This window comes from Methylobacillus pratensis (assembly GCF_054072455.1).
Genome location: NZ_JBSUSR010000007.1, coordinates 57,594 through 76,118, shown reverse-complemented (window position 1 = coordinate 76,118; position 18,525 = coordinate 57,594). Strand labels below are relative to the sequence as shown.

The 18,525-nt window shown below is 58.1% G+C and carries 22 protein-coding genes; 17 read left to right on the top strand and 5 right to left on the bottom strand.

From position 1 onward, the window contains the following. Positions 1-7: 7 nt before the first annotated feature. Together ACW4YW_RS13690 and ACW4YW_RS13685 are read right to left on the bottom strand one after the other, a co-directional pair. On the bottom strand, positions 8-244 hold the full coding sequence (locus ACW4YW_RS13690) for a hypothetical protein (protein WP_407995698.1): 237 nt from the start codon (positions 242-244) through the stop codon (positions 8-10). Between the two features lie 193 nt (positions 245-437). Beyond that, on the bottom strand, positions 438-2,639 hold the full coding sequence (locus tag ACW4YW_RS13685) for a TonB-dependent receptor (protein WP_457138058.1): 2,202 nt from the start codon (positions 2,637-2,639) through the stop codon (positions 438-440). A gap of 463 nt (positions 2,640-3,102) precedes the next feature. Between ACW4YW_RS13685 and ACW4YW_RS13680 the strand changes: the two genes are divergently transcribed. Beyond that, positions 3,103-3,339: a hypothetical protein gene (locus ACW4YW_RS13680; protein WP_011478905.1), complete on the top strand. Its 237-nt coding sequence runs from the start codon at positions 3,103-3,105 to the stop codon at positions 3,337-3,339. Positions 3,340-3,359: 20 nt separating this feature from the next. Further along, positions 3,360-3,626 carry a translation initiation factor IF-1 gene (infA, locus tag ACW4YW_RS13675; RefSeq protein ID WP_011478906.1) on the top strand — a complete coding sequence of 89 codons (267 nt, stop codon included), beginning with the start codon at positions 3,360-3,362 and terminating at the stop codon, positions 3,624-3,626. Between the two features lie 110 nt (positions 3,627-3,736). On the opposite strand, the gene ACW4YW_RS13670 is transcribed toward infA, so the two are convergent. Then, positions 3,737-4,750 carry a helix-turn-helix domain-containing protein gene (locus ACW4YW_RS13670; RefSeq protein WP_457138057.1) on the bottom strand — a complete coding sequence of 338 codons (1,014 nt, stop codon included), beginning with the start codon at positions 4,748-4,750 and terminating at the stop codon, positions 3,737-3,739. 466 nt (positions 4,751-5,216) lie between these two features. Between ACW4YW_RS13670 and ACW4YW_RS13665 the strand changes: the two genes are divergently transcribed. The 4 genes from ACW4YW_RS13665 to tatC all read left to right on the top strand — a co-directional run bounded on the left by ACW4YW_RS13665 (position 5,217) and on the right by tatC (position 6,951). Beyond that, a complete protein-coding gene (locus ACW4YW_RS13665; protein ID WP_048811525.1) occupies positions 5,217-5,633 on the top strand; it encodes a HepT-like ribonuclease domain-containing protein in 417 nt (138 codons plus the stop codon). An 89-nt stretch (positions 5,634-5,722) separates the two neighbouring features. Next, entirely contained in the window at positions 5,723-5,887 is a 165-nt protein-coding gene (gene tatA / locus ACW4YW_RS13660; protein WP_457138056.1) for a Sec-independent protein translocase subunit TatA, read from the top strand. A gap of 1 nt (position 5,888) precedes the next feature. Next, positions 5,889-6,203: a Sec-independent protein translocase protein TatB gene (gene tatB, locus ACW4YW_RS13655; protein WP_457138055.1), complete on the top strand. Its 315-nt coding sequence runs from the start codon at positions 5,889-5,891 to the stop codon at positions 6,201-6,203. A 7-nt stretch (positions 6,204-6,210) separates the two neighbouring features. Beyond that, complete coding sequence (gene tatC / locus ACW4YW_RS13650) at positions 6,211-6,951, top strand: twin-arginine translocase subunit TatC (protein WP_457138054.1); 741 nt, start codon at positions 6,211-6,213, stop codon at positions 6,949-6,951. A 19-nt stretch (positions 6,952-6,970) separates the two neighbouring features. On the opposite strand, the gene ACW4YW_RS13645 is transcribed toward tatC, so the two are convergent. After that, entirely contained in the window at positions 6,971-7,990 is a 1,020-nt protein-coding gene (locus tag ACW4YW_RS13645) for a helix-turn-helix domain-containing protein (RefSeq protein WP_457138053.1), read from the bottom strand. A 555-nt stretch (positions 7,991-8,545) separates the two neighbouring features. Between ACW4YW_RS13645 and ACW4YW_RS13640 the strand changes: the two genes are divergently transcribed. From ACW4YW_RS13640 to napH, 10 genes are all read left to right on the top strand, one after another. Then, positions 8,546-9,385 (top strand): TorF family putative porin, encoded by an 840-nt coding sequence (locus ACW4YW_RS13640; protein ID WP_457138052.1) that lies wholly within the window; start codon positions 8,546-8,548, stop codon positions 9,383-9,385. Positions 9,386-9,766: 381 nt separating this feature from the next. Next, positions 9,767-10,618, top strand: coding sequence for a methylamine utilization protein MauF (locus ACW4YW_RS13635; protein WP_457138051.1), 852 nt, complete (start codon positions 9,767-9,769; stop codon positions 10,616-10,618). A 60-nt stretch (positions 10,619-10,678) separates the two neighbouring features. Beyond that, positions 10,679-11,881: a methylamine dehydrogenase (amicyanin) large subunit gene (gene mauB / locus ACW4YW_RS13630; RefSeq protein WP_457138050.1), complete on the top strand. Its 1,203-nt coding sequence runs from the start codon at positions 10,679-10,681 to the stop codon at positions 11,879-11,881. A gap of 12 nt (positions 11,882-11,893) precedes the next feature. Further along, positions 11,894-12,460 (top strand): MauE/DoxX family redox-associated membrane protein, encoded by a 567-nt coding sequence (locus ACW4YW_RS13625; RefSeq protein ID WP_407995079.1) that lies wholly within the window; start codon positions 11,894-11,896, stop codon positions 12,458-12,460. Continuing rightward, on the top strand, positions 12,453-13,070 hold the full coding sequence (mauD, locus tag ACW4YW_RS13620; RefSeq protein ID WP_011478917.1) for a methylamine dehydrogenase accessory protein MauD: 618 nt from the start codon (positions 12,453-12,455) through the stop codon (positions 13,068-13,070). Before ACW4YW_RS13625 ends, mauD begins: the two co-directional genes overlap by 8 nt. Positions 13,071-13,093: 23 nt before the next feature. Then, entirely contained in the window at positions 13,094-13,654 is a 561-nt protein-coding gene (gene mauA, locus ACW4YW_RS13615) for a methylamine dehydrogenase (amicyanin) small subunit (RefSeq protein ID WP_407995080.1), read from the top strand. A gap of 28 nt (positions 13,655-13,682) precedes the next feature. After that, entirely contained in the window at positions 13,683-14,684 is a 1,002-nt protein-coding gene (gene mauG, locus ACW4YW_RS13610) for a tryptophan tryptophylquinone biosynthesis enzyme MauG (protein WP_457138049.1), read from the top strand. A gap of 6 nt (positions 14,685-14,690) precedes the next feature. Next, complete coding sequence (locus tag ACW4YW_RS13605) at positions 14,691-15,164, top strand: methylamine utilization protein (RefSeq protein ID WP_457138048.1); 474 nt, start codon at positions 14,691-14,693, stop codon at positions 15,162-15,164. 9 nt (positions 15,165-15,173) lie between these two features. Further along, complete coding sequence (gene napG, locus ACW4YW_RS13600) at positions 15,174-15,878, top strand: ferredoxin-type protein NapG (RefSeq protein WP_457138047.1); 705 nt, start codon at positions 15,174-15,176, stop codon at positions 15,876-15,878. A 5-nt stretch (positions 15,879-15,883) separates the two neighbouring features. After that, entirely contained in the window at positions 15,884-16,735 is an 852-nt protein-coding gene (gene napH / locus ACW4YW_RS13595) for a quinol dehydrogenase ferredoxin subunit NapH (RefSeq protein ID WP_457138046.1), read from the top strand. A 119-nt stretch (positions 16,736-16,854) separates the two neighbouring features. Here the strand turns inward: napH and azu are convergent, their stop codons facing one another. Then, positions 16,855-17,301, bottom strand: coding sequence for an azurin (gene azu, locus ACW4YW_RS13590; protein WP_457138045.1), 447 nt, complete (start codon positions 17,299-17,301; stop codon positions 16,855-16,857). Positions 17,302-17,568: 267 nt separating this feature from the next. Between azu and yddG the strand changes: the two genes are divergently transcribed. Beyond that, positions 17,569-18,486, top strand: a complete 918-nt coding sequence (gene yddG / locus ACW4YW_RS13585) for an aromatic amino acid DMT transporter YddG (protein ID WP_457138044.1) — start codon at positions 17,569-17,571, stop codon at positions 18,484-18,486. The last annotated feature ends 39 nt before the right edge of the window (positions 18,487-18,525 follow it).

Genomic DNA, 18,525 nt, shown 5'->3' with positions numbered 1-18,525 from the left:
ATGATATTTAAGTATTGATCAAGGCCGCTTTTGCGGTATCCGGCAGATGCCGGTCGAGTTTCTTTGCCAGCAGGAAGGCTTGCCGCCGCTTGTTGGCATCCCGGATTTGCTGCTCGATCAGGCTCAATACGTCTTCTACCGTGAGCACGTTCTTGTAGGCCTCGATATTGTCTTTGAGGGGTTGCAGGACTTGAATGCTTTGTTGCGCGTCATAAATAGATTGCTCGAGATTCTGGCCAAACATTGCGGCTCCTGATAGCAAAGTAAATAAGTGGGCACGATTGTAGAGTGAAAATTCAGTCCCGCTTATCAGGCTGGGCTGATGTTGCTGTAGGACGATACTGACAAATCAACATGTCCAATTGAATACGATATGGCGACAATTTGAGGTCATTAAGGCAGCCTAATCGGCTGCCTTCCTCAGGCCTTTTGTTAATTCAAAAACGTATATGCAGCGCAACTTCAAGGCTGCGCGGCTCGCCGACATAGTATTGGGTGTTGGTCTGGTGGATGAAGCGCGCGTATGTCTCGTCCGTGAGGTTGCGGATACGGGCGACCAGGTCGGCGTTCTTGCTGATGCGGTATTTCGTATGCACGTCGAACAAGGTGTAGGAGGGCACCCACATGGTATTGGCGTTGTTGGCGTATACGGAAGCCACGTAGCGCGCGCCGATGCCGGCTTGCCAGCCTGGTGCTATCTCATAGTGCAGGCGCAGGTTGGCGACCTGGTCGGGCACATTGATCGGGTGCCTGCCCTTGCGGGAAACGACGGCGGTGCCGACGGCTTCATTGAAGTCGTCATATTCCGCGTTGACCCAGGCAATATTGCCTTCCGCGCGCAGCTTGGGCGTGATCTGCAGGGAAGAGGCAAGCTCGATGCCGGTGGAGGTCTGCTGGCCCACCTGGATGGTGTTGTTGCGGTCCTGCGGGTCCGTCACCGGGAAGTCCCTGCGCACGATGCGGTAAGCCGCGATGGTGGCGGTGCCCCGTCCGTCGAGGTAATTCAACTTGCTGCCGACCTCGACCTGGTAACCAGTGGAAAGCTTGAAATTGTTGTCCACCTGGGCTGCGCTGGCGCTGGTGAGCGTACCGCCAGGCGGTTCCGCCGAGGTGCTGTATTGGGCATAGAGGTTGGCGTCTTCAGTGACGTCGAATACGAGGCCTGCGCGCCCGGTAAACGCATCCCAGCGCCGGTCGACCGTTGCCGGGCTGGCGCCGGGATTGTTGTCCAGGTGCAGGTCGATATGGTCGTAGCGCAGCCCGGTCACCAATGACAGGCGCTGGGCCAGGAGCTGTCGGTTTTCGATGAATGCGGACAAAGTCCTGGTCTTGGTACTGCGGCCTTTCTGCAGGCCGTTGCCCATGCCGGGAATGTCGGAGAATCCGCCGGGATCGGGATTGCCGGGCGCAACCGTGTCGAAGACGCTGCTCACCGAAGTCGGGAACACGGTTTGCCGGTTCACGTTGTAGTCCACGCCGAAAGACCAGTCGCTTTGCAAGCCGAACAGCGCGCCCTTGTGCAGGATTTCGACCCGGTTGCCGTTAAGCTCCTGGTCATGGCGCTGCATGTAGGCGCCCGAACGCAAGACGGCGCTGTTGTCGGCGTTGTAGCGGTATACCTCGAGGTTGCGGAAATCCCGCTGGCCCGTGTAGTGGTAGAAGGTGTTGCGCAGCGAAGTCTGCGCGTTGAACCGGTATTCAGTGATGGACCGCGCCCAGGTGACGCGCTGTTCATAGCGGCCATCCGCGACGTTGTAATTGGCAAAGCGGTTGGACGTGTCGATTTTCAACCTGCCGGCCTGCGGGTTCAGCGTCGGCGTGCCCCAGTAGGGGCTGTCTTCCTGCTCGACTTGGTGTTCCAATGCCAGCGTATGCGACAACTCTGGCGTGATGTCGGCCAGCCATGACAACGCCAGGCTGTCCGCCTCGCGTTGCTGCCGGTCGATATAGCCGTTGCTGGTGTTGCGGCTGAAATCCAGGCGCATCCAGTTGTTGCCGTTCAGCGCATGGTTCAGGCCGAGAGCGGTCTCCATCGTGTCGTAGCGCGCATAGCTTAGGCGGGCTTCGCGGATTTCCTCGTCGCGGGTCGCGAGCTTGGTGACATAGTTCAGGCTGCCGCCGATGGAGCCGCTGCCGTAGAGGAAGGAGGAAGGGCCGCCCACCAGTTCCACGCGGTCGTAGACCCAGGCGTCCACCGGGCGGTTGGCGCTGTTGTACTGCAAGCTGATGCCGTTGAACAACTGGTTGACCTGTGCGCCGGTGAATCCCCTGTAGGCAACGAATCCGCCGTGCCCGGGAGGCGCAGAGGCATTCACGCCGGGCAGGCTGTTGGCCGCATCCTGGAAATTACGCGCGCCCGTTTCCTCCATTTGCTGGCGGCTTGCCACCGCGACCGAGGCGGGGTTCTCGCGGATGGTCAATCCGAGCCGGGAGCCTGCCTCGGACGGCTTGTCGATGTTCAAGCCCTGCTGGTGATTGATGGGGGCTGCCTTGACGTGCACGGTGTCCAGGGTCTGGGTGCCGTCCGGCTGGTTCTTTGCCTGGGCGGATTCCTCGGCATCGGCATATGAAATGCCCATGGCCGAGGAAAACATCCCGGCAATCAAGGCCCTGATCAGGAGTGGGTGTGATGTCGTCATATTGGGTCGAGAGGCAATGCGCGATCGTGGCAGGCATGGCTGCCACGACACGGGGCGTATCGGCAGTTTTTTGTTATGAGGGGGTGAAATATAGCAACATCGCCGGCTTGGGATAATGTGACAAATTGTCGCAGCCGACGACAACCTTCATGCCTTGTCAGGCACGCACAGGCCGTGCTGCCTTGATACTAGCATTTTGTGAGTTGCGCTTAATGCGCTATACTGTTCGGTGTTGTAGCTAATTGCTTACCTTTCCTACAGCAAGTCTGAGACGTGCTGCGGTTCCCCCAATATCACCGCCACTTAAAGCCACAGGCTCCCAAAAGAGTTTTTACAGTGGTCAAACTTCCTTAACGGCAAGCCCCATACCGGACGATTTTTCCAGTCCGCAGGTGACCTCCAGCCCTCCAACCGGTTGCATGGCACCGTTTTCCGCAGCATTGCGCTGCCTGAGTAACTGCATATGAAATCACTCAACATCCAGCCTTTCACGGCCGGACGTTATTTAATCACCCCGATCTCGCATAGCAACGGGAACGGGCGCTATACCGCCTCGCTGTCCATCCGCAGCGGCCAGGGAACGAGTACGCATTGCCGTATCGTCAGCTTCGCCCGCGAATTCATTTCGCGCGAAAAAGCCCTTAACCATGCCGCCACGCAAGGACAAGTCTGGCTGAAAAACCCACAGGCTTTTGCCTGATACTATTGAAAGGAAAGACCATGGCAAAAGAAGAACTCATCGAGATGCAGGGCAAAGTAGATGAAATCCTGCCGGATTCCCGTTTCCGCGTCACCTTGGACAATGGACATATATTGGTCGCCTATACCGGCGGCAAGATGCGCAAGAACCATATCCGCATCTTGGCTGGCGACAAGGTCACGGTCGAGATGTCGCCTTACGACCTTGCCAAGGGCAGGATCATCTTCCGGCATATAGAAGCGAGCTCCTCTCGCCCGTTCAAGCCGGCCAAGCGTTTCGCCCGCTAGATAAATCCCCGCCCATAAAAAAAGCAGACATCCCTTGGGACGTCTGCTTCAAGGCACTGGCTGGCAATGCTGTATCCGCCATGGAGATGCCTGCTGCGTCACCAATGAGGCTATGCTTTGTACAGGCGCGTACGCTCCAGGGTTTTATTGGGACACTCCCCGAACAGCTCCCGGTAGTAACGGGAGAACAGGCTCATGTGCCAGAACCCCCATTTGGTCGCCACATTGGCGATGCTGGTCACGGAGTCAGGCGCCGATTGCAGTTCTGCGCGTACCCGGTGCAGCCTGACATTGCGCATGTAGGCGACGGGCGTGATGCCGAGCACGCGCAGGAAAGCGTGGTTCAGCGTGCGCCGGCTCACGCGCAATTCGATGCAAAGCTCGCTGATCGTCAATGGACAGCATGAATTCAGCAGGGTGAAATCGCGCACCCGGTTGACGATATAGCGGTGAATGCGATGGTCGTAATGGTGGTTGATGCTGTCCTTTGCCTGCACCAGCGCTTGCAGGCACGTTGACATGAGGTCTTCCTCGAAATTTGGCCACATATGCTTCACGCTGGCAGATTGGTGCACATCCGAAATGTAGCGGGTGCCGCCTACCAGCGAAGTCAGCAGCCGGTTGGCGATGTTGGAGGAGATCTGCTCCACCGCCTTCACTTTCCTCATGATCTCCCGCAGGTCTACCCACTCTATCAACGCGGCATATTCTTCAAGGCGCTGTGCGGAAATGACGGCGGCGGCAAGTTCGGAACAGTGCGAAGTGCGGAAAAGCAGCTCGGTGTTTTTGTTCAGCGTGATGAGGGAGTCCTGCTTGACCGGAAGCATCCCCCAGGTAGCCTCGCCCTCTATCATGGTCGGCAGGCCGATGACGTAGGTGTCGGCGGGTGCGCTCGCCAGCTGGTCCACCGCGCGATTCATCTTCTCGCGGAAAATCTGTATGCCTTGACAGGAGACGCTGGTGACCGAGCCGGAAAAAGCGCCCTTGTCCAATTGGGTGTAATCCTGTTTCCAGAAAGGCAACGCCTCCGCCTGTTCCAACACGTCCTTGGACCGGCGGTCGACCAGGTGCAATTCGTAGCTGCCCTGGGAGCCGCTACTCAAAAACTGTTCTTGAATATTCACGCTTCTCACTCCTCCGGGCCTGACTCTTTGAATCGGCCCCGATCCTGGAATCATGGGATTCCCGGTCGAGGCTCCGGTCGGCCTTTAATTTTTCATCGTGTAGTACGTTATTTTCTGCCCAGTTGAAACCGTCTTTTGAATGCTTGTTCTTAAATTAATACAGACTGGTAAGTGTAACTGTAGACCTTATTGATTCGGGCCGATAGCAAGAATTGGCAATACTCCTATGTTCGCTGGATACATGTCCTCAACGCTGGCCGGCAACACGGCTATCCGGCAGGCTGGGCGCGAGTTTGGCGAGAGCTTCCAGCTTTTGCCAAGGATGAAAAAAGTAACGGGTAGGAGGCTGCCGGCCGTGTCTGTGGCGCCAAGTATTGCCGTTTTTTAATAACGTCGCCTGGCTGACCTGTGCAGAATGACCAATATAGTTTGTCATCCGGCAACCATACAGCAAGGCATAGAGATCATGGCGTACAGGCAGCACAGCCTTCATTATTATTTAGAGAGCATTGTCGCGGCGGCGGCCCGTATCAGTAGCTATATCCATGGCATGGATGCGATGGATTTCTACCAGAACAAGCAGGCGCGGGATGCCGTGCTGTGGAACTGCGGCGGGATCAAGGGCGCATGCCGGCGCATCCAGACCCATTTTCCTTCGTTTGCCGCCAATAACCGGGATATGCCGTTTGGCGATATCTACCGCAGGCTGGATGCCGCCATCAAGCTCTATCACGATGCCGACTTGAACATGGTCTGGGAGATCGTGCATGCCGAGCTGCCGGTACTGTCGGCGCAAATAGCCACGGTGCGGGCGCATTATGAGCAATCCAACGACACCTTGAGCTTGTGGCGCTTCAATGATGCCAGCATGGCCGACGGCTGAAGCCGCCGTGAGATCTTGCCGATTATTGCTAACGAGTTTGGCCGCTTATCAAGGATGATGGATTTTTACGACTGTCGGGAGTTCGCGAAATGGGTAGTTTCAGTATTTGGCATTGGCTGATCGTGCTTGCGGTCGTCACCATGGTGTTCGGGACCAAGCGCTTGCGCAATATGGGGAGCGACCTGGGCGGCGCCTTGAAGAATTTCAAGGAAGCCTCGAAAGACCCCGACGCAACCGTGAACGACAAGCCCTGATATGTTCGACGTCGGATTTTCAGAAATGCTGGTGATCGCCGTGGTGGCCTTGATCGTGCTCGGCCCGGACAAGCTGCCCAAGGTCGCGCGCACCTACGGCATGCTCTATGGCCGGCTGCAGCGCTATGTCTCCGGCTTCAAGCAGGACATGGAGCGCGAGCTCGCCCTGGACAATATGCGCAAGGCCACCGCGGAGGCCCAGCAAAAGCTGCTGGCCCTGCAAGCCCAGCTGTCTGAAATCCATCCGGAGAGCGCCGGGCTGGCCGAGGTTGAGCCTGTCAGCCAGGCAAGCCCAGACATTCAAACGGAGAAGTGAGGGCGCCATGGAGCAGGACGGGTTTCTCAGCCACTTTTACGAACTCAGGACGCGGTTCATCCGCATCATCGCCGGCATGCTGGTTCCCTTGCTGGCGATCCTGCCGTTTGCCAACGAGCTGCATGGCTTCTTCGTCAGCCCGTTACTGAACCAGTTGCCGGCCGGCGGGCAGATGATCGCCACCTCCGTCACTTCCCCGTTCCTGATCCCGCTGAAGATCGCGTTCTACGTCGCGGTCGCCGTCAGCCTGCCGCACACGCTCTACCAGGTGTGGAAGTTTTTCCAGCCCGGGCTGTACCCGAAGGAAAAGCTCATCAGCGTGCTGGGCGTGGTCTCCAGCGTGATCCTGTTCGTCATCGGCGCCTGTTTCGCTTTCTACCTGGTCATCCCGGTCGTGATCAAGTTCATCGTCGGGACTGCACCCGAGGGCGTGGCGGTGATGACGGAAATTGGCAGCTACCTGGATTTCCTGGTCTCGATCATGCTGGCTTTCGGCATTTCTTTCCAAACCCCGATCATCGTCGTCGCCATCGCTGCGCTGGGCATAGTCGAACTCAAGACCCTGCGCGAGATACGCGGCTACGTCGTGGTCGGCGCCTTCGTCGTCGGCGCCATTTTCACCCCGCCCGACATCATTTCCCAGTTCATGCTGGCGATTCCCCTTTGGCTGCTTTACGAACTGGGCGTTTTCATCGCCATGCTGGTGGTTGCAAGGCGGGCGGCAGTGCCCGCCCTGCCTGACGCTTGAGCAGAGTTCGCCCACGCGCTCATGGCCTCTTGGATTCCAGGCGTGCGCGCTGCAGCGTGTCGATAGGACATTCCCCGAACAGCTCGCGGTAATAGCGGGAAAACAGGCTCAGGTGCCAGAATCCCCACTTGGTGGCCAGGTGCGCAATGCTGATGACTTCGTGCGGCGATTGCTGCAACTCGAAGCGCACCCGGTGCAGCCGCAGGTTGCGGATATAGGCCACGGGCGTGATGCCGAGCACCCGGATGAATGCATGGTTCAGCGTTCTGCGGCTGACGCGTAGCGATTTGCACAGCTCGCCTATGGTCAGGGGCAGGGCGGAGTTGGAGAGCGTGTGGTCGCGCACGCGGTTCACGAGGTAGCGCGGCAGGCGCTGGTCGAAGTGCGGATGGATATTGCCCCTGACGTGCAGGAGCGTATGTAAACAGGTCGACAGGAGGTCGTCCTCGAAATTCCGCCACATCTGGTGGGCGTGGATGTTGTCGGCGATATCCGCCTTATACTGCATGCCTCCCTGCAAGGCGCTGAGCAATTGCTGCGCAATGTCGGGATGCAGCATCTCAACGGGCTTCAAGCCTTCCATGACTTTGCCCAGATCTATCCACTCGACCTCGGCCGCATAGGTCTCCAGCCTTTGCGCGGGAATCACCGCTGCCGTGATTTCTGAAATGTTGGAGGTCTTGAAATAGAGCTCCGCATTCTTTTCCAGCGTAATGAGCGAGTTCGTGGTGACGGGAAGCAGGCCCCAGGTGGACTCTCCGTCGACCAGGGTCGGCAAGCCCATGACATAGCTATCCACCGGCGCGCTTGCGATCTGGTCGACCGCCTGGTTCATCGTTTCGGTGAATATCTGCAAGCCATGACAGGAAACGCTGGTCACGGAGCCGGAAAAAGCGCCTTTGCTGAGCTGGGTGTAGTCCTGCGACCAGAATGGTAGTGCCTCTGCCTGTTCCAATACATCTGAAGTTGAGCGTTCTACTAGGTGCAAAAAAGGGCAAGCCCCAGGGGCGTTGCCCATAAAATCTTCTTTAAAACCCATTATGTTTACCCCTCCGTATAGGCTTTAATTTCGGGCTTATACCCTGTTTTTATCAATTTATTTAAATTGTAGTGATCTACTTGTTTTTAATTTCCAATCATTTCCCCCGCATCTAAACCAGCCGGTACAAGCTGGATAAAGAGTCAAAAACGCGATCATCTGCACGTGACTTTAAATCGGAATTTGGCCGCGCTATAGCAAAAAATGGCATGACTGTTACCTGTTTGTGACAAAGCGTTACGGATATGCCGATTATTGCTAGTTCGAATTGCATAACCTCACTATTGTTCCATCACTTCAATCTGTTAATGAATGTTCCGAGTTGAGGGAAGACGCCGGTAATAGGCGATTTTCAACCTGGATTTTTGTGAATTGTTCCCGAAATTGTTTTGAAATATTTCGAAGGGTTGTCAGCGGTATGGACACCGCTTGCAGGGGTTTTTATCAGGTCGATTATCGTTTTGATTTTTCACGAATCTTCTTGGGGTTAACAGTAGATATTTCTCAATAATTTGGTCTTTACATTTTTTAACAAAACTATACAAGGGAGTATAAATGGTGAGAAAAAATACATTGATCGCAATGTCCCTGATGCTGGGGGCAATGCCGTACTGTGCAGTCGCGGAAGAGAATAAAAATTTGAATGAGGAGGCCAGCGAAGAATGGGCGGATTCGCCGCACCATGTCACTACTAACTTGGGCTTGTATTCGGACTACCTGTTTCGCGGGCTCTCATTGGCGCGCGGGCGCGGCGCAATACAAGGATTCATCGACTACTCCCACGTGAGCGGCCTGTTTCTGGGAATAGGAGGCACCAATGTGCACAAGGAGGCGATCAATGGCAATACATTGGAAATCGACCTCTACGGCGGCTACAGCCGCGCGCTCGCGGGCGATGTGATCGGCACGGTCGGCTTCCTGCAATTCTATTACCCCGATAACGAAAAGATCGCAGGCCAGTCTTCCAACGTGACGGAAGTCAATCTTGCCATCGACTACCGTCATTTCAATTTCAAGTACTCCTATTCCTTGACGGACTGGTTCGGGACGAATACCGCTTCCTATGGCAACACCCAGGTTGGCCGCCATACCACCGGCACGGGTGACTCCAAGGGCAGCAACTATGTTGAGTTCAACTACAACGATGCGCTGCCGTTCTGGGGCTTGAACCTCTACCTGCACGTCGGCCATACGACAGTCAAGAATTACTCCGTCGCCAGTTATACCGACTACGCCGCCGGCATCAACAAGGATTTCTCCGTCGGCGACAGCAAAGGTTGGAACGCCGGGTTGTTGTATCACGCGACCGATGCCAACGACGACTGGTATGTGACCGCGAGCGGCTACAAGACCGGGGGCAACAGGTTCTTTGGTTACGTCAAGCGCACATTCTAGGCAGATAGGGACGGTGCAGGCTGGATAGGGCAGGTTTCGCTCAGTGGTCCACCGTTACATGAACATCCGCGATTTGAATAAGGTTTGCAGCATATCCAATTCCTGCCATGCGGTGTTTTTCGTTGCGCCTCTATCGCTCCGGAAGCCATCCCGACGCGGCTCAATGCTTATCGAAATGGGCGCCTATGGCCGGATTTGCCCAAATGGGCCGCATGGAAAAAGCCGCCAATAGAAAGAATCGGCAAGACTTGTTTCCGCTGTGAAGGATATGCCGATTATTGCTACGGCGCCGAAAGGGGCGGCGATATAGTGGCGCCGTGTCATTTACAAATTATTAACAATTTCTTTAACAAGAGGCCAATCGGCCTAAGAGGAGGAAACGTGAGTATAGACGCCAAACTCTCTCGTCAGGCATCCGGCGGCAAGGCTGGTGTCGCCTGCGTGCCTGACGCGTACAGTTTTTCCGAGGCGCGATCGCCCGGCACGCGTTTTGCGCTGATGCTGTCCGCAGTTGCGGCCGGCCTGGCCGGCGGCGCCATGCTGCATTCTGCAGTGTCATCGACAAGCGCACTGACCGGGTTGTTCATCGTGCTGGCCCTGGCCGGCGGTTTTTTGTCCACCTGGTCGCCATGCGGCTATTCCAGCCTGAGCCTGTTGCGTCCTGCCGGGCGCTATTCGTTCGCTTCCGTGCTGCGTTGGTCGCCCACCTTCTTCACGCATGCGCTGGGTTATGCGATTGGCGCGGTGGTGTTGGGCGGGGCATTGGGCATGGCGGGCTGGCTGCTGTTCTCGTCCTTGCCTTTCAGCTACATGGTCGCAGGCATGGCGGTGCTGGCGCTGGGGTATGGCGCGCACCAGTTCGGCTTCATGAAGATGCCTTATCCGCAGCGTCGCGCGCAGGTGCCGCATGATGCCCGCTTCCGTTTCCGTTCTTCCGTGATCGGGCTGTTGTACGGCTATGCGCTGGGCATGAACTACCTGACCTATGTGCAGACCCCGATCCTCTACATCGTCACCGGCGTCGCGCTGTTCTGCGGCGACGTGAAGACCGCGATCTTGATTATCGGCATCTTCAACATCGGTCGCTGCCTGCCTGTCGCCGTGAACTTCCTGCCTGTCAAGAACGTGACGGTGCAGGCATGGCTGGCCCGCTGGCAGGAGCGCGCTGTCGAGGTGGATGGTTTCCTTCTGCTGTCTGTCGGCTCCGCTGCATTGCTGCTGCTGGTGCTGTGAGGGCAGAGGTTTAGTGAAGTAGAAGTGCGTTGATAAAACTTAATAATGTCTGGAGGAAATATGACAACATTCCAACCTAGTCGCCTGATCGGGCAGCTAGCTGTCGCAGCCTTGTTGGCAACCACGTACTCGGCATTTGCTGCTGATGCGCCGACGAGCGTGCCGAGTTCACTGGGCGCGATCGGCACAGCCCAAACGCTGGACAACATCACGATTGAAAAAGGGCTGCCGTCCGATTCCAAGCGCGTTTACGTGCTGGATCCTGGCCACTTCAATGTGACCACGACGGTCTACACCGTCGACGGCAAGAAGAACAACCTGCTCGGCATGACCGATACCGGCAAGCTGGCCAACGTGATGCTGAGCAGCGACGGCAAGTTCTTCGTGACCTCGAACACCACCTACAGCCGCATTGCCCGCGGCAAGCGCGACGACTACGTGGAAGTGATCGATGCGCAAAGCCACAAGGTGCTGGCTGACATCGACATCCCTGAAGGCCGCTTCCTCACCGGCGTGATGAACCGCCTGGCCTCCATTTCCACCGACAACAAGCACATGCTGTTCCAGCAGTTTGCGCCGTCTCCCGCCGTCGGCCTGGTCGACCTGGAGAAGAAGTCCTTCGTGAAGATGATGGACATTCCCGATTGCTACCAGATTTTCCCCGTGCCGAACCAGAGCTTCTACATGCACTGTCGCGACGGCTCCTTGCAGCAGTTCAATTACGACAGCAAGGGTAGTCTCAAGCCGCAGAAGCCCACCAAGGTGTTCCATGCTGAGGAGGACCATCTGTTCGTGAATCCTTACTATTCCAACACCACTGGCCGCCTGGTATGGCCTAGTTACGAAGGCCGCATATTCCAGGCCAAGCTGACCGAGAAGAATGTCGACTTCCTGAAGCCATTCGAATTGTTCACCGAAGCGGAACGGAAGGCCAACTGGCGTCCGGGCGGCTGGCAGGTGGTGGCTTACAACAAGCCTCGGAACGAGATCTATGTGCTGGCCGACCAGCGCGCCAAGTGGACCCACGTGACGGCCAGCCGCTATGTGTTCGTTGTCGACGGCACCACCGGCAAGCGCCTGCGCCGCATTGACCTCGGCCACGAGATTGACGGCATCAGCGTCACCCAGGATTCCGATCCGAACCTGTACGCGGTTTCTGCCGAAGCCAAGACCCTGTTTACCTTCAATGCGGTGACCGGCAAGCAAACCGGCAAGGTGGACGAGCTCGGCCGTGCCCCGACCATTTCCCTGACAGTGGATTAAGAGAGCGCAACCATGAGCTGGCTTATTAACGATCCAACTGCCGCGGTGCTGGCCTCGCTGTTCATCGGCATTGTCCTGGCGGCGGCGGCCATCCCGAAGTTTCGCCACCCGGATGAGTTCCAGGGGGTGGTGGCAAATTACAAGTTATTGCCATCGTTCCTGGTCGCGCCGGTTGCCAAGCTTCTGCCGCTGGTCGAGTTGCTCTGCGCAGTCGCCTTGATGATCCCGCCCGCCCGCGAAATCGCGGCATGCGTTGCGGCCGGGCTGTTCATCGTGTTCGCGCTGGCGCTGGCCATCAACGTCGGCCGCGGCCGCACCCATATCGATTGCGGATGCGTACGCCGCCCCACCAGCATGAGCCGCATCGGCATGTTCCATGTCATGCGGGCGATCGCGCTGGCCGGGGTAAGCCTGTATGCGGCTGCGATTCCCGTGGAGTTTTCCAGGATCTCGATCGAGTCCGGGATGATGGGCCTGGCTGCCGCGGCGATGCTGGCCTTGCTGTACATGGGGGCGGACATGCTGGTGGGCTTCCCGAATTCAAAGAACGACTTACTCAAAGGAAATACAAATGACTAGTGGAATTATGATTGCATCCAACGTGCTGCTATGGGGGGCTTTCCTCGCCCTGGCGGCGCTCATGCTCGGCGTCATCAGGCAAATCGGCCTGCTGCACGAGCGCTCGGCTCCGCTCGGCGCCATGATGATCGATCACGGCCCGGATATCGGCGAGCGTTCGCCGGTGTTCAGCATGACGACCATCGACGGCGTGCCCGTGACCGTGGGCCGCGCAGTGTCGCCAGGCCGTCCAAGCCTGCTGATGTTCACCGGCCCTTCCTGCCCGATCTGCCAGAAACTGCTGCCCATCATCCGCTCTGTCGCCGCTACCGAAGGCGCCGACGTGATCCTGATCAGCGACGGCACGCAGGCCGAGCACCGCGAGTTCCTGCGCAACCATCCACTGGACGGCGAACACTACGTCGTTTCTGCCGAGATCGGCATGCGCTACCAGGTCTCCAAGGTGCCGTACGGTGTGCTCTTGGACAAGGATGGCGTCATCCAGGCCAAGGGCCTTTGCAACACCCGCGAGCATGTCGAAAGCTTGTTCGAGACAACGCGCGTCGGCCACTCGACCTTGCAGAACTTCCTTAAGCACGGCGTAGAAGATGCGTCGAAACATGTGCATTAATTGACGGAGAAGGGAAACAAAATATGAAAAAAAATACAGGATTTGATTCGGGCATCGAAAAACTGGCCCGTAAAACCGCCAGCAAAACAGGGCGCCGCAGCTTCATCGGCAAACTGGGCGGCTTTCTCGCCGGCTCCGCATTGCTGCCGTTGCTGCCGGTGGACCGCCGCGGCCGCATGAACGAGGCGCACGCGGAAACCAAGGGCGTGCTGGGCCGCGCAGGCTTCAAGCCCCAGGACAAGGACCCCAAGTCCTGCGATTACTGGCGCCATTGCTCCATCGACGGCAATTTGTGCGATTGCTGCGGCGGTTCGCTGACTTCCTGCCCTCCAGGGTCGGAGCTGTCCCCGAGCTCATGGGTGGCGAGCTGCTTCAACCCCGGCGACGGCCAGACCTACCTGATCGCCTATCGCGATTGTTGCGGCAAGCAGACCTGCGGCCGTTGCAACTGCATGAACGTGCAAGGCGAGCTGCCGATCTACCGTCCGGAGTTCAACAACGACATCGTCTGGTGCTTCGGCGCCGACAACGATGCCATGACCTACCATTGCACGGTCTCTCCGATCGTCGGTAAGGCCAGCTAAGCAGGCAATGTGTAGGGCTGTGCCAGGTATGCGTTTTTGCAGTGTGTTTCTGGTGTTTGGTCTGGCGGCGGCGATGGGTGTCAGCCACGCCGCTGATCTTCCTCCGCGGGAATCCTATCAGCGTCCGGCTGACATTCCATCGCCGCCGGCCAATCCATTGACCATCGAAAAGGCCGCCCTGGGCAAAACCCTGTTTTTCGACCCCCGTCTCTCGCGGGACGGGTCCATGTCTTGCGCCACCTGCCATAACCCGGGCATGCGCTGGAGCGACGGCCGGATATTGCCGCTGCGGGCGGATGGCGTGGAACATGCGCGCCGCACGCCTACCGTGCTCAACAGCGCCTGGCTCAATGCCCTGATGTGGGATGGCCGCGCCGCATCGTTGGAGGCGCAGGCAGTCTTGCCGATCACCACGGCGCATGAAATGAATTTTGAAATGCCCTTGTTGCTGGACCGGCTGAAGGATATCGCCGGCTACCGCACTTTGTTCACACAGGCGTTCGGCGATGCCGGGATGACACAGAAACGGGTCACCCAGGCGCTTGCCAGCTTCCAGCGTACGCTGGTTTCCAAGCCTGCCCCGTTCGATCGCTGGGTAGCGGGGGAAGAGAATGCGATCAGCGAACACGCCAAGCGCGGCTTTGCCTTGTTCGAGGGCAAGGCACGCTGCGTGGCCTGCCATTCGTCCTGGCGTTTCACGGACGACAGTTTCCACGATATCGGGCTGCCCAGCCTCGATCCCGGCCGCGGCGCGAAAGTGCCGCCGCAGGTCACCATCATGCAGCATGCTTTCAAGACGCCCTCGCTGAGGGATTTGCCCGGCAACGGCCCCTTTATGCACGACGGCTCGATGCATAGCCTGGAAGAGGTCGTCCGGCACTATGAACAAGGCGGCATCCAGCGCGCGAGCCGCTCCGCGGAAATGAAGCAGTTCGAGCTTTCCGAGGCGGAGAGGGGATACTTGATCGACTTCATACGAACATTGGATGGCGGCCCGCTGGATGTCGCGCCTCCCCAACTCCCGGAGTAATGATTGATGTTGAGAAATAAAACCGACGCTGCGCATCACCGAATACCGGCTCGTGCCGGTGCGCGTGCCATGCATGCCCGGAACAATGCGCCCTGGATGATGCGCTGGCAGGCATGGCTGCTGGTATTGATCGCCGGTTTCATCTTCAGCGCTTCCTCAGTCGCATGGAGCGCGGACGTGCACCAGATGGAGCTGACGCACCATGAGTTCGAGCCGTGGACTTTCGTGCCGAAACCCGGCGACCGCATCGATATCCATAACCATTCGGACATCGTGCATGCGATTTACGTGACATACCCCGACGGCACGGTCGTCAACCTCACCGAGACCGCCGCGCAGCTGCCCGGCATGACCGTGTCGTGGACCGTGCCGGAAGACGCGGAAGATGGCGACGAGTATGTATTGCGATGCTGGATACACACCATCATCCGGGCGGATCTGAAAGTGAAGGCACCCCTGTCGCAGTCACCACAACCATGATGGAGGTCCATGATGGCAGAAGACGGAAACAGCAATAAACCGGCGTCAACGATAGAACAGCCTGAACGCAGGCTGATGTTCAAGAAGGTGACGCGCCGCCTGGGGGCGGCCGTCGTGGGTTCCATCATCGGCAGCGCATTGCTCAGGTCGCGCCCCGCGCCTGCAGCCGCTGTATTGCGGCCGCCCGGCGCATTGGCGGAAAAGGATTTCCAGTCGGCCTGCGTGCGTTGCGGCCTGTGCGTGGAGGATTGCCCGTTCGACATCCTCAAGCTGGCCAGCTGGGCCGACCCGGCGCCCATGGGCACGCCGTTCTTCACTGCGCGCGACGAGCCGTGCCGCATGTGCCAGGACATTCCCTGCGTGCGCGCCTGCCCGACCGGCGCGCTCAACCCGTTGCTGACGGATATACGCAAGGCGGACATGGGCGTCGCGGTGCTGGTGGACCATGAAACCTGCCTCAACTACAAGGGCTTGAACTGCAGCATCTGCGTCCGCGTCTGCCCGATCCGCGGCGAGGCGATCTCGCTCAAGCCGATCCAGAACGAACGCGGCCTGTTGCAGATTCCGACCGTGGACAGCACTAAATGCACCGGTTGCGGCACCTGCGAGAAGCATTGCGTGCTGTCGGAGGCCGCCATCCGCGTACTGCCCCGCGAGCTTGGTCTCGGGGTCTCCGGAGCAAACTCCGCCGGACGGACGCCGGTATGGAAATAGCGGCGATGACAAACATAGGCGCAATCCGCGCTGCGCTGTATCGGCGCCGCTGGCTGCTGAGCCGACGCGTCGTGCAGATTTTCATTGTGCTGGCGTTCTGGGTGGATTGGCCTGAAATCGGACGTATCGCGCATGGCAACCTGTCCTCCAGCCTCTGGCTCGGCGTACTGCCGCTGACGGACCCCTTCATCGCGCTGCAATCGCTGTTTTCCGGCACGATGCTGGCGAAAACCGCATTGGTCGGCACCGTCATCGTTGCCGGTTTCTATTTCCTGTTCGGCGGGCGCATCTATTGCAGCTGGGTCTGCCCGATCAACATGGTGACCGACCTAGCCTACTGGCTGCGGCAGAAGCTCAATCTCAAAGGCAATATGACCATGTCGCGCGAGCTGCGCATGGCGGTGCTGGGCATGTCGCTGATACTCACCGTGCTCAGCGGCACATTGGCGTGGGAGAACTTCAATCCCATCACCCTGTTCCAGCGCGAACTCATGTGGACCTCCGTGGCGGGCAGCATGGTCCTACTCAGCCTGTTCCTGTTCGACCTTCTCATCACGCGCCGCGGCTGGTGCGGCCACCTGTGCCCGGTGGGCGCTTTTTATGCCGTGCTGGGGCGCTATGGCCGCCTGCGCGTCGCCGCCAAGCAAACAGGCTCATGCGCGGGCTGCGGTTCCTGTATCCGCGTCTGTCCCGAGCCCCACGTGCTGGCGCCCGTGGTCTCCCTCAAGGCGAATACCGTCACCCACGGCGATTGCACGCGCTGCGGCGCTTGCCTGGACCAATGCACGACTGGCGCCCTTGCCATGAAGCTGGACCTGGGCAAATCCTTCCGCGGCATTCCCATCGTCAGCAAGTAATCGCCAGTTCTTCCTGCCGTTCCCGGCGAATACCAACAATAGTCAAAAAAAATCCGGTGGATTGCGCCACCGGACCAAGGGACAAGGAGTGAACAAACCAATTGCTGGTTACAACGGCATTAATCGACCAGCTTCACCGTACCGCGCATCATGAAGGAATGAAACGCGAAGGAGCAGTAGAATGAGTAGGACTCGCCATCCTTCAGGATGCTGGGCTTGAAGGTGACGGATGTTTTCTCACCGCCGCCTACCAGCGGGGTGTATGCCAATACGCGCGGGTCGTTCGGCGGAATGAAGTTCTTGTCTATGCCGGCTTCCACGCCGGCCTTGGCCAGGTCGTTCACGTCGGCGGTGCGGGCCAGCACCCAGTTGTGGCCCATGCCGGCCTTGGATGCCGTGCCTGTGTGGGCGAAGTTGACAGTAAATTCCTTGCAGCTTTTGGGGATGTCGATGGAGCGTGTATTGAACGCCATGCTGTCGCCGGCACTGACATTGACTTCGCAGTTGCTTGCAGCGGCTGCAATGGTGGGAATGAATGCCAGGACAAAAAGAAGTTGATTACGCATAAACGATCCGAATTGTGAATGTAATGGGGAGACAATTCTAAGTGTCCGGCTTGGCTTTTTATGGTAAGAATTGGCAAGACATTGAGGGCATGCCGCGAATTGGTGGCCGCAGGGTTTCGCCTTGATTTGTATATCGATTTCGTATCGAACAATTGGCTAAATAAGGCCTTGGAAAAATACCTTCCTCAACGCTTTTTGCAGCAAGCGATTGCTGGGAATTAACGAACAAAGCTTGAATACATATATATAGAAACTGAACGCCGACTCATGAACCCATCCAAGCCCAACAACAACTTGCCCACCCTGGTGGGCCTGTCCGCCGTCGTCATGTGGAGCGCCACGGTCGGCCTGTTCAGGAGCGTATCCGAAATATTCGGCGCCACCGGCGGGGCCGCGCTTATTTTCACGGTGGGCGGCCTATTGGCCTGCCTGGTGCTGGGCTTCCCCAAGCTCAAGACATTTCCTCGTCCCTACCTATGGATAGGCGGGGCGCTGTTTGTCGCCTATGAAGTGGCCCTGGCGCTGTCCATCGGCTTCGCCCTCAACCGGGAGCAGGCGATCGAGCTGGGCATGATCAATTACCTCTGGCCGAGCCTGACTATCCTGTTCGCCGTGCTGGCCGGGCAGCAGCGCGGATCGTGGCTGTTGCTGCCCGCTTTGCTCATCAGCTTCTGCGGCATTGTGCTGGTGGTGAAAGGGGACAGCGCCTGGAGCGTGCAAATGCTATGGCAAAACATGGCTAGCAACCCGACCGGCTATGGGCTGGCGTTCTTTGCCGCCGGGGCCTGGGCGGTGTATTCAGTCTTTACCCGGCGCTTCGGCAACGGCGTGAACGGCGTGCCGCTGTTCTTGGTGGCGACGGCAATCGTGCTATGGGGAAAGTATGCATTGGGTAACGAGCCTGCATTGTCCTTGCATATCGGCGGCTTATTGCAGGTGGCGGTGATGGGCGCATTGATGGCGGCCGCCTATTCGTGCTGGAACCACGGCATACAGCACGGCAACATCACGATATTGGCCACCATGTCGTGCTTCACTCCCATACTCTCGGCGCTGATAGCCAACCTATGGCTGGGAACCTCCCCAAGCACGGGCCTGGTATACGGCGTGGCAATGGTCACGGCCGGGTCGTTCCTGTGCTGGGTGGTAACCAGGAGGAACGCGCTTGATCCTGGCAAGCATTGACGCGCCTTCCTCTTCAACTTGATCCCAGCAATGCGCAGG

Coding starts and splice junctions, on each gene's coding strand:
- ACW4YW_RS13625 (WP_407995079.1), top strand. CDS start 11,894: ATGAGCTGGCTTATTAACGATCCAACTGCCGCGGTGCTGGCCTCGCTG.
- mauB (WP_457138050.1), top strand. CDS start 10,679: ATGACAACATTCCAACCTAGTCGCCTGATCGGGCAGCTAGCTGTCGCA.
- ACW4YW_RS13640 (WP_457138052.1), top strand. CDS start 8,546: ATGGTGAGAAAAAATACATTGATCGCAATGTCCCTGATGCTGGGGGCA.
- tatC (WP_457138054.1), top strand. CDS start 6,211: ATGGAGCAGGACGGGTTTCTCAGCCACTTTTACGAACTCAGGACGCGG.
- tatA (WP_457138056.1), top strand. CDS start 5,723: ATGGGTAGTTTCAGTATTTGGCATTGGCTGATCGTGCTTGCGGTCGTC.
- infA (WP_011478906.1), top strand. CDS start 3,360: ATGGCAAAAGAAGAACTCATCGAGATGCAGGGCAAAGTAGATGAAATC.
- tatB (WP_457138055.1), top strand. CDS start 5,889: ATGTTCGACGTCGGATTTTCAGAAATGCTGGTGATCGCCGTGGTGGCC.
- ACW4YW_RS13645 (WP_457138053.1), bottom strand. CDS start 7,990: ATGGGTTTTAAAGAAGATTTTATGGGCAACGCCCCTGGGGCTTGCCCT.
- mauA (WP_407995080.1), top strand. CDS start 13,094: ATGAAAAAAAATACAGGATTTGATTCGGGCATCGAAAAACTGGCCCGT.
- ACW4YW_RS13665 (WP_048811525.1), top strand. CDS start 5,217: ATGGCGTACAGGCAGCACAGCCTTCATTATTATTTAGAGAGCATTGTC.
- ACW4YW_RS13690 (WP_407995698.1), bottom strand. CDS start 244: ATGTTTGGCCAGAATCTCGAGCAATCTATTTATGACGCGCAACAAAGC.
- azu (WP_457138045.1), bottom strand. CDS start 17,301: ATGCGTAATCAACTTCTTTTTGTCCTGGCATTCATTCCCACCATTGCA.
- ACW4YW_RS13680 (WP_011478905.1), top strand. CDS start 3,103: ATGAAATCACTCAACATCCAGCCTTTCACGGCCGGACGTTATTTAATC.
- mauD (WP_011478917.1), top strand. CDS start 12,453: ATGACTAGTGGAATTATGATTGCATCCAACGTGCTGCTATGGGGGGCT.
- napH (WP_457138046.1), top strand. CDS start 15,884: ATGACAAACATAGGCGCAATCCGCGCTGCGCTGTATCGGCGCCGCTGG.
- yddG (WP_457138044.1), top strand. CDS start 17,569: ATGAACCCATCCAAGCCCAACAACAACTTGCCCACCCTGGTGGGCCTG.
- mauG (WP_457138049.1), top strand. CDS start 13,683: ATGCGTTTTTGCAGTGTGTTTCTGGTGTTTGGTCTGGCGGCGGCGATG.
- ACW4YW_RS13605 (WP_457138048.1), top strand. CDS start 14,691: ATGTTGAGAAATAAAACCGACGCTGCGCATCACCGAATACCGGCTCGT.
- napG (WP_457138047.1), top strand. CDS start 15,174: ATGATGGCAGAAGACGGAAACAGCAATAAACCGGCGTCAACGATAGAA.
- ACW4YW_RS13685 (WP_457138058.1), bottom strand. CDS start 2,639: ATGACGACATCACACCCACTCCTGATCAGGGCCTTGATTGCCGGGATG.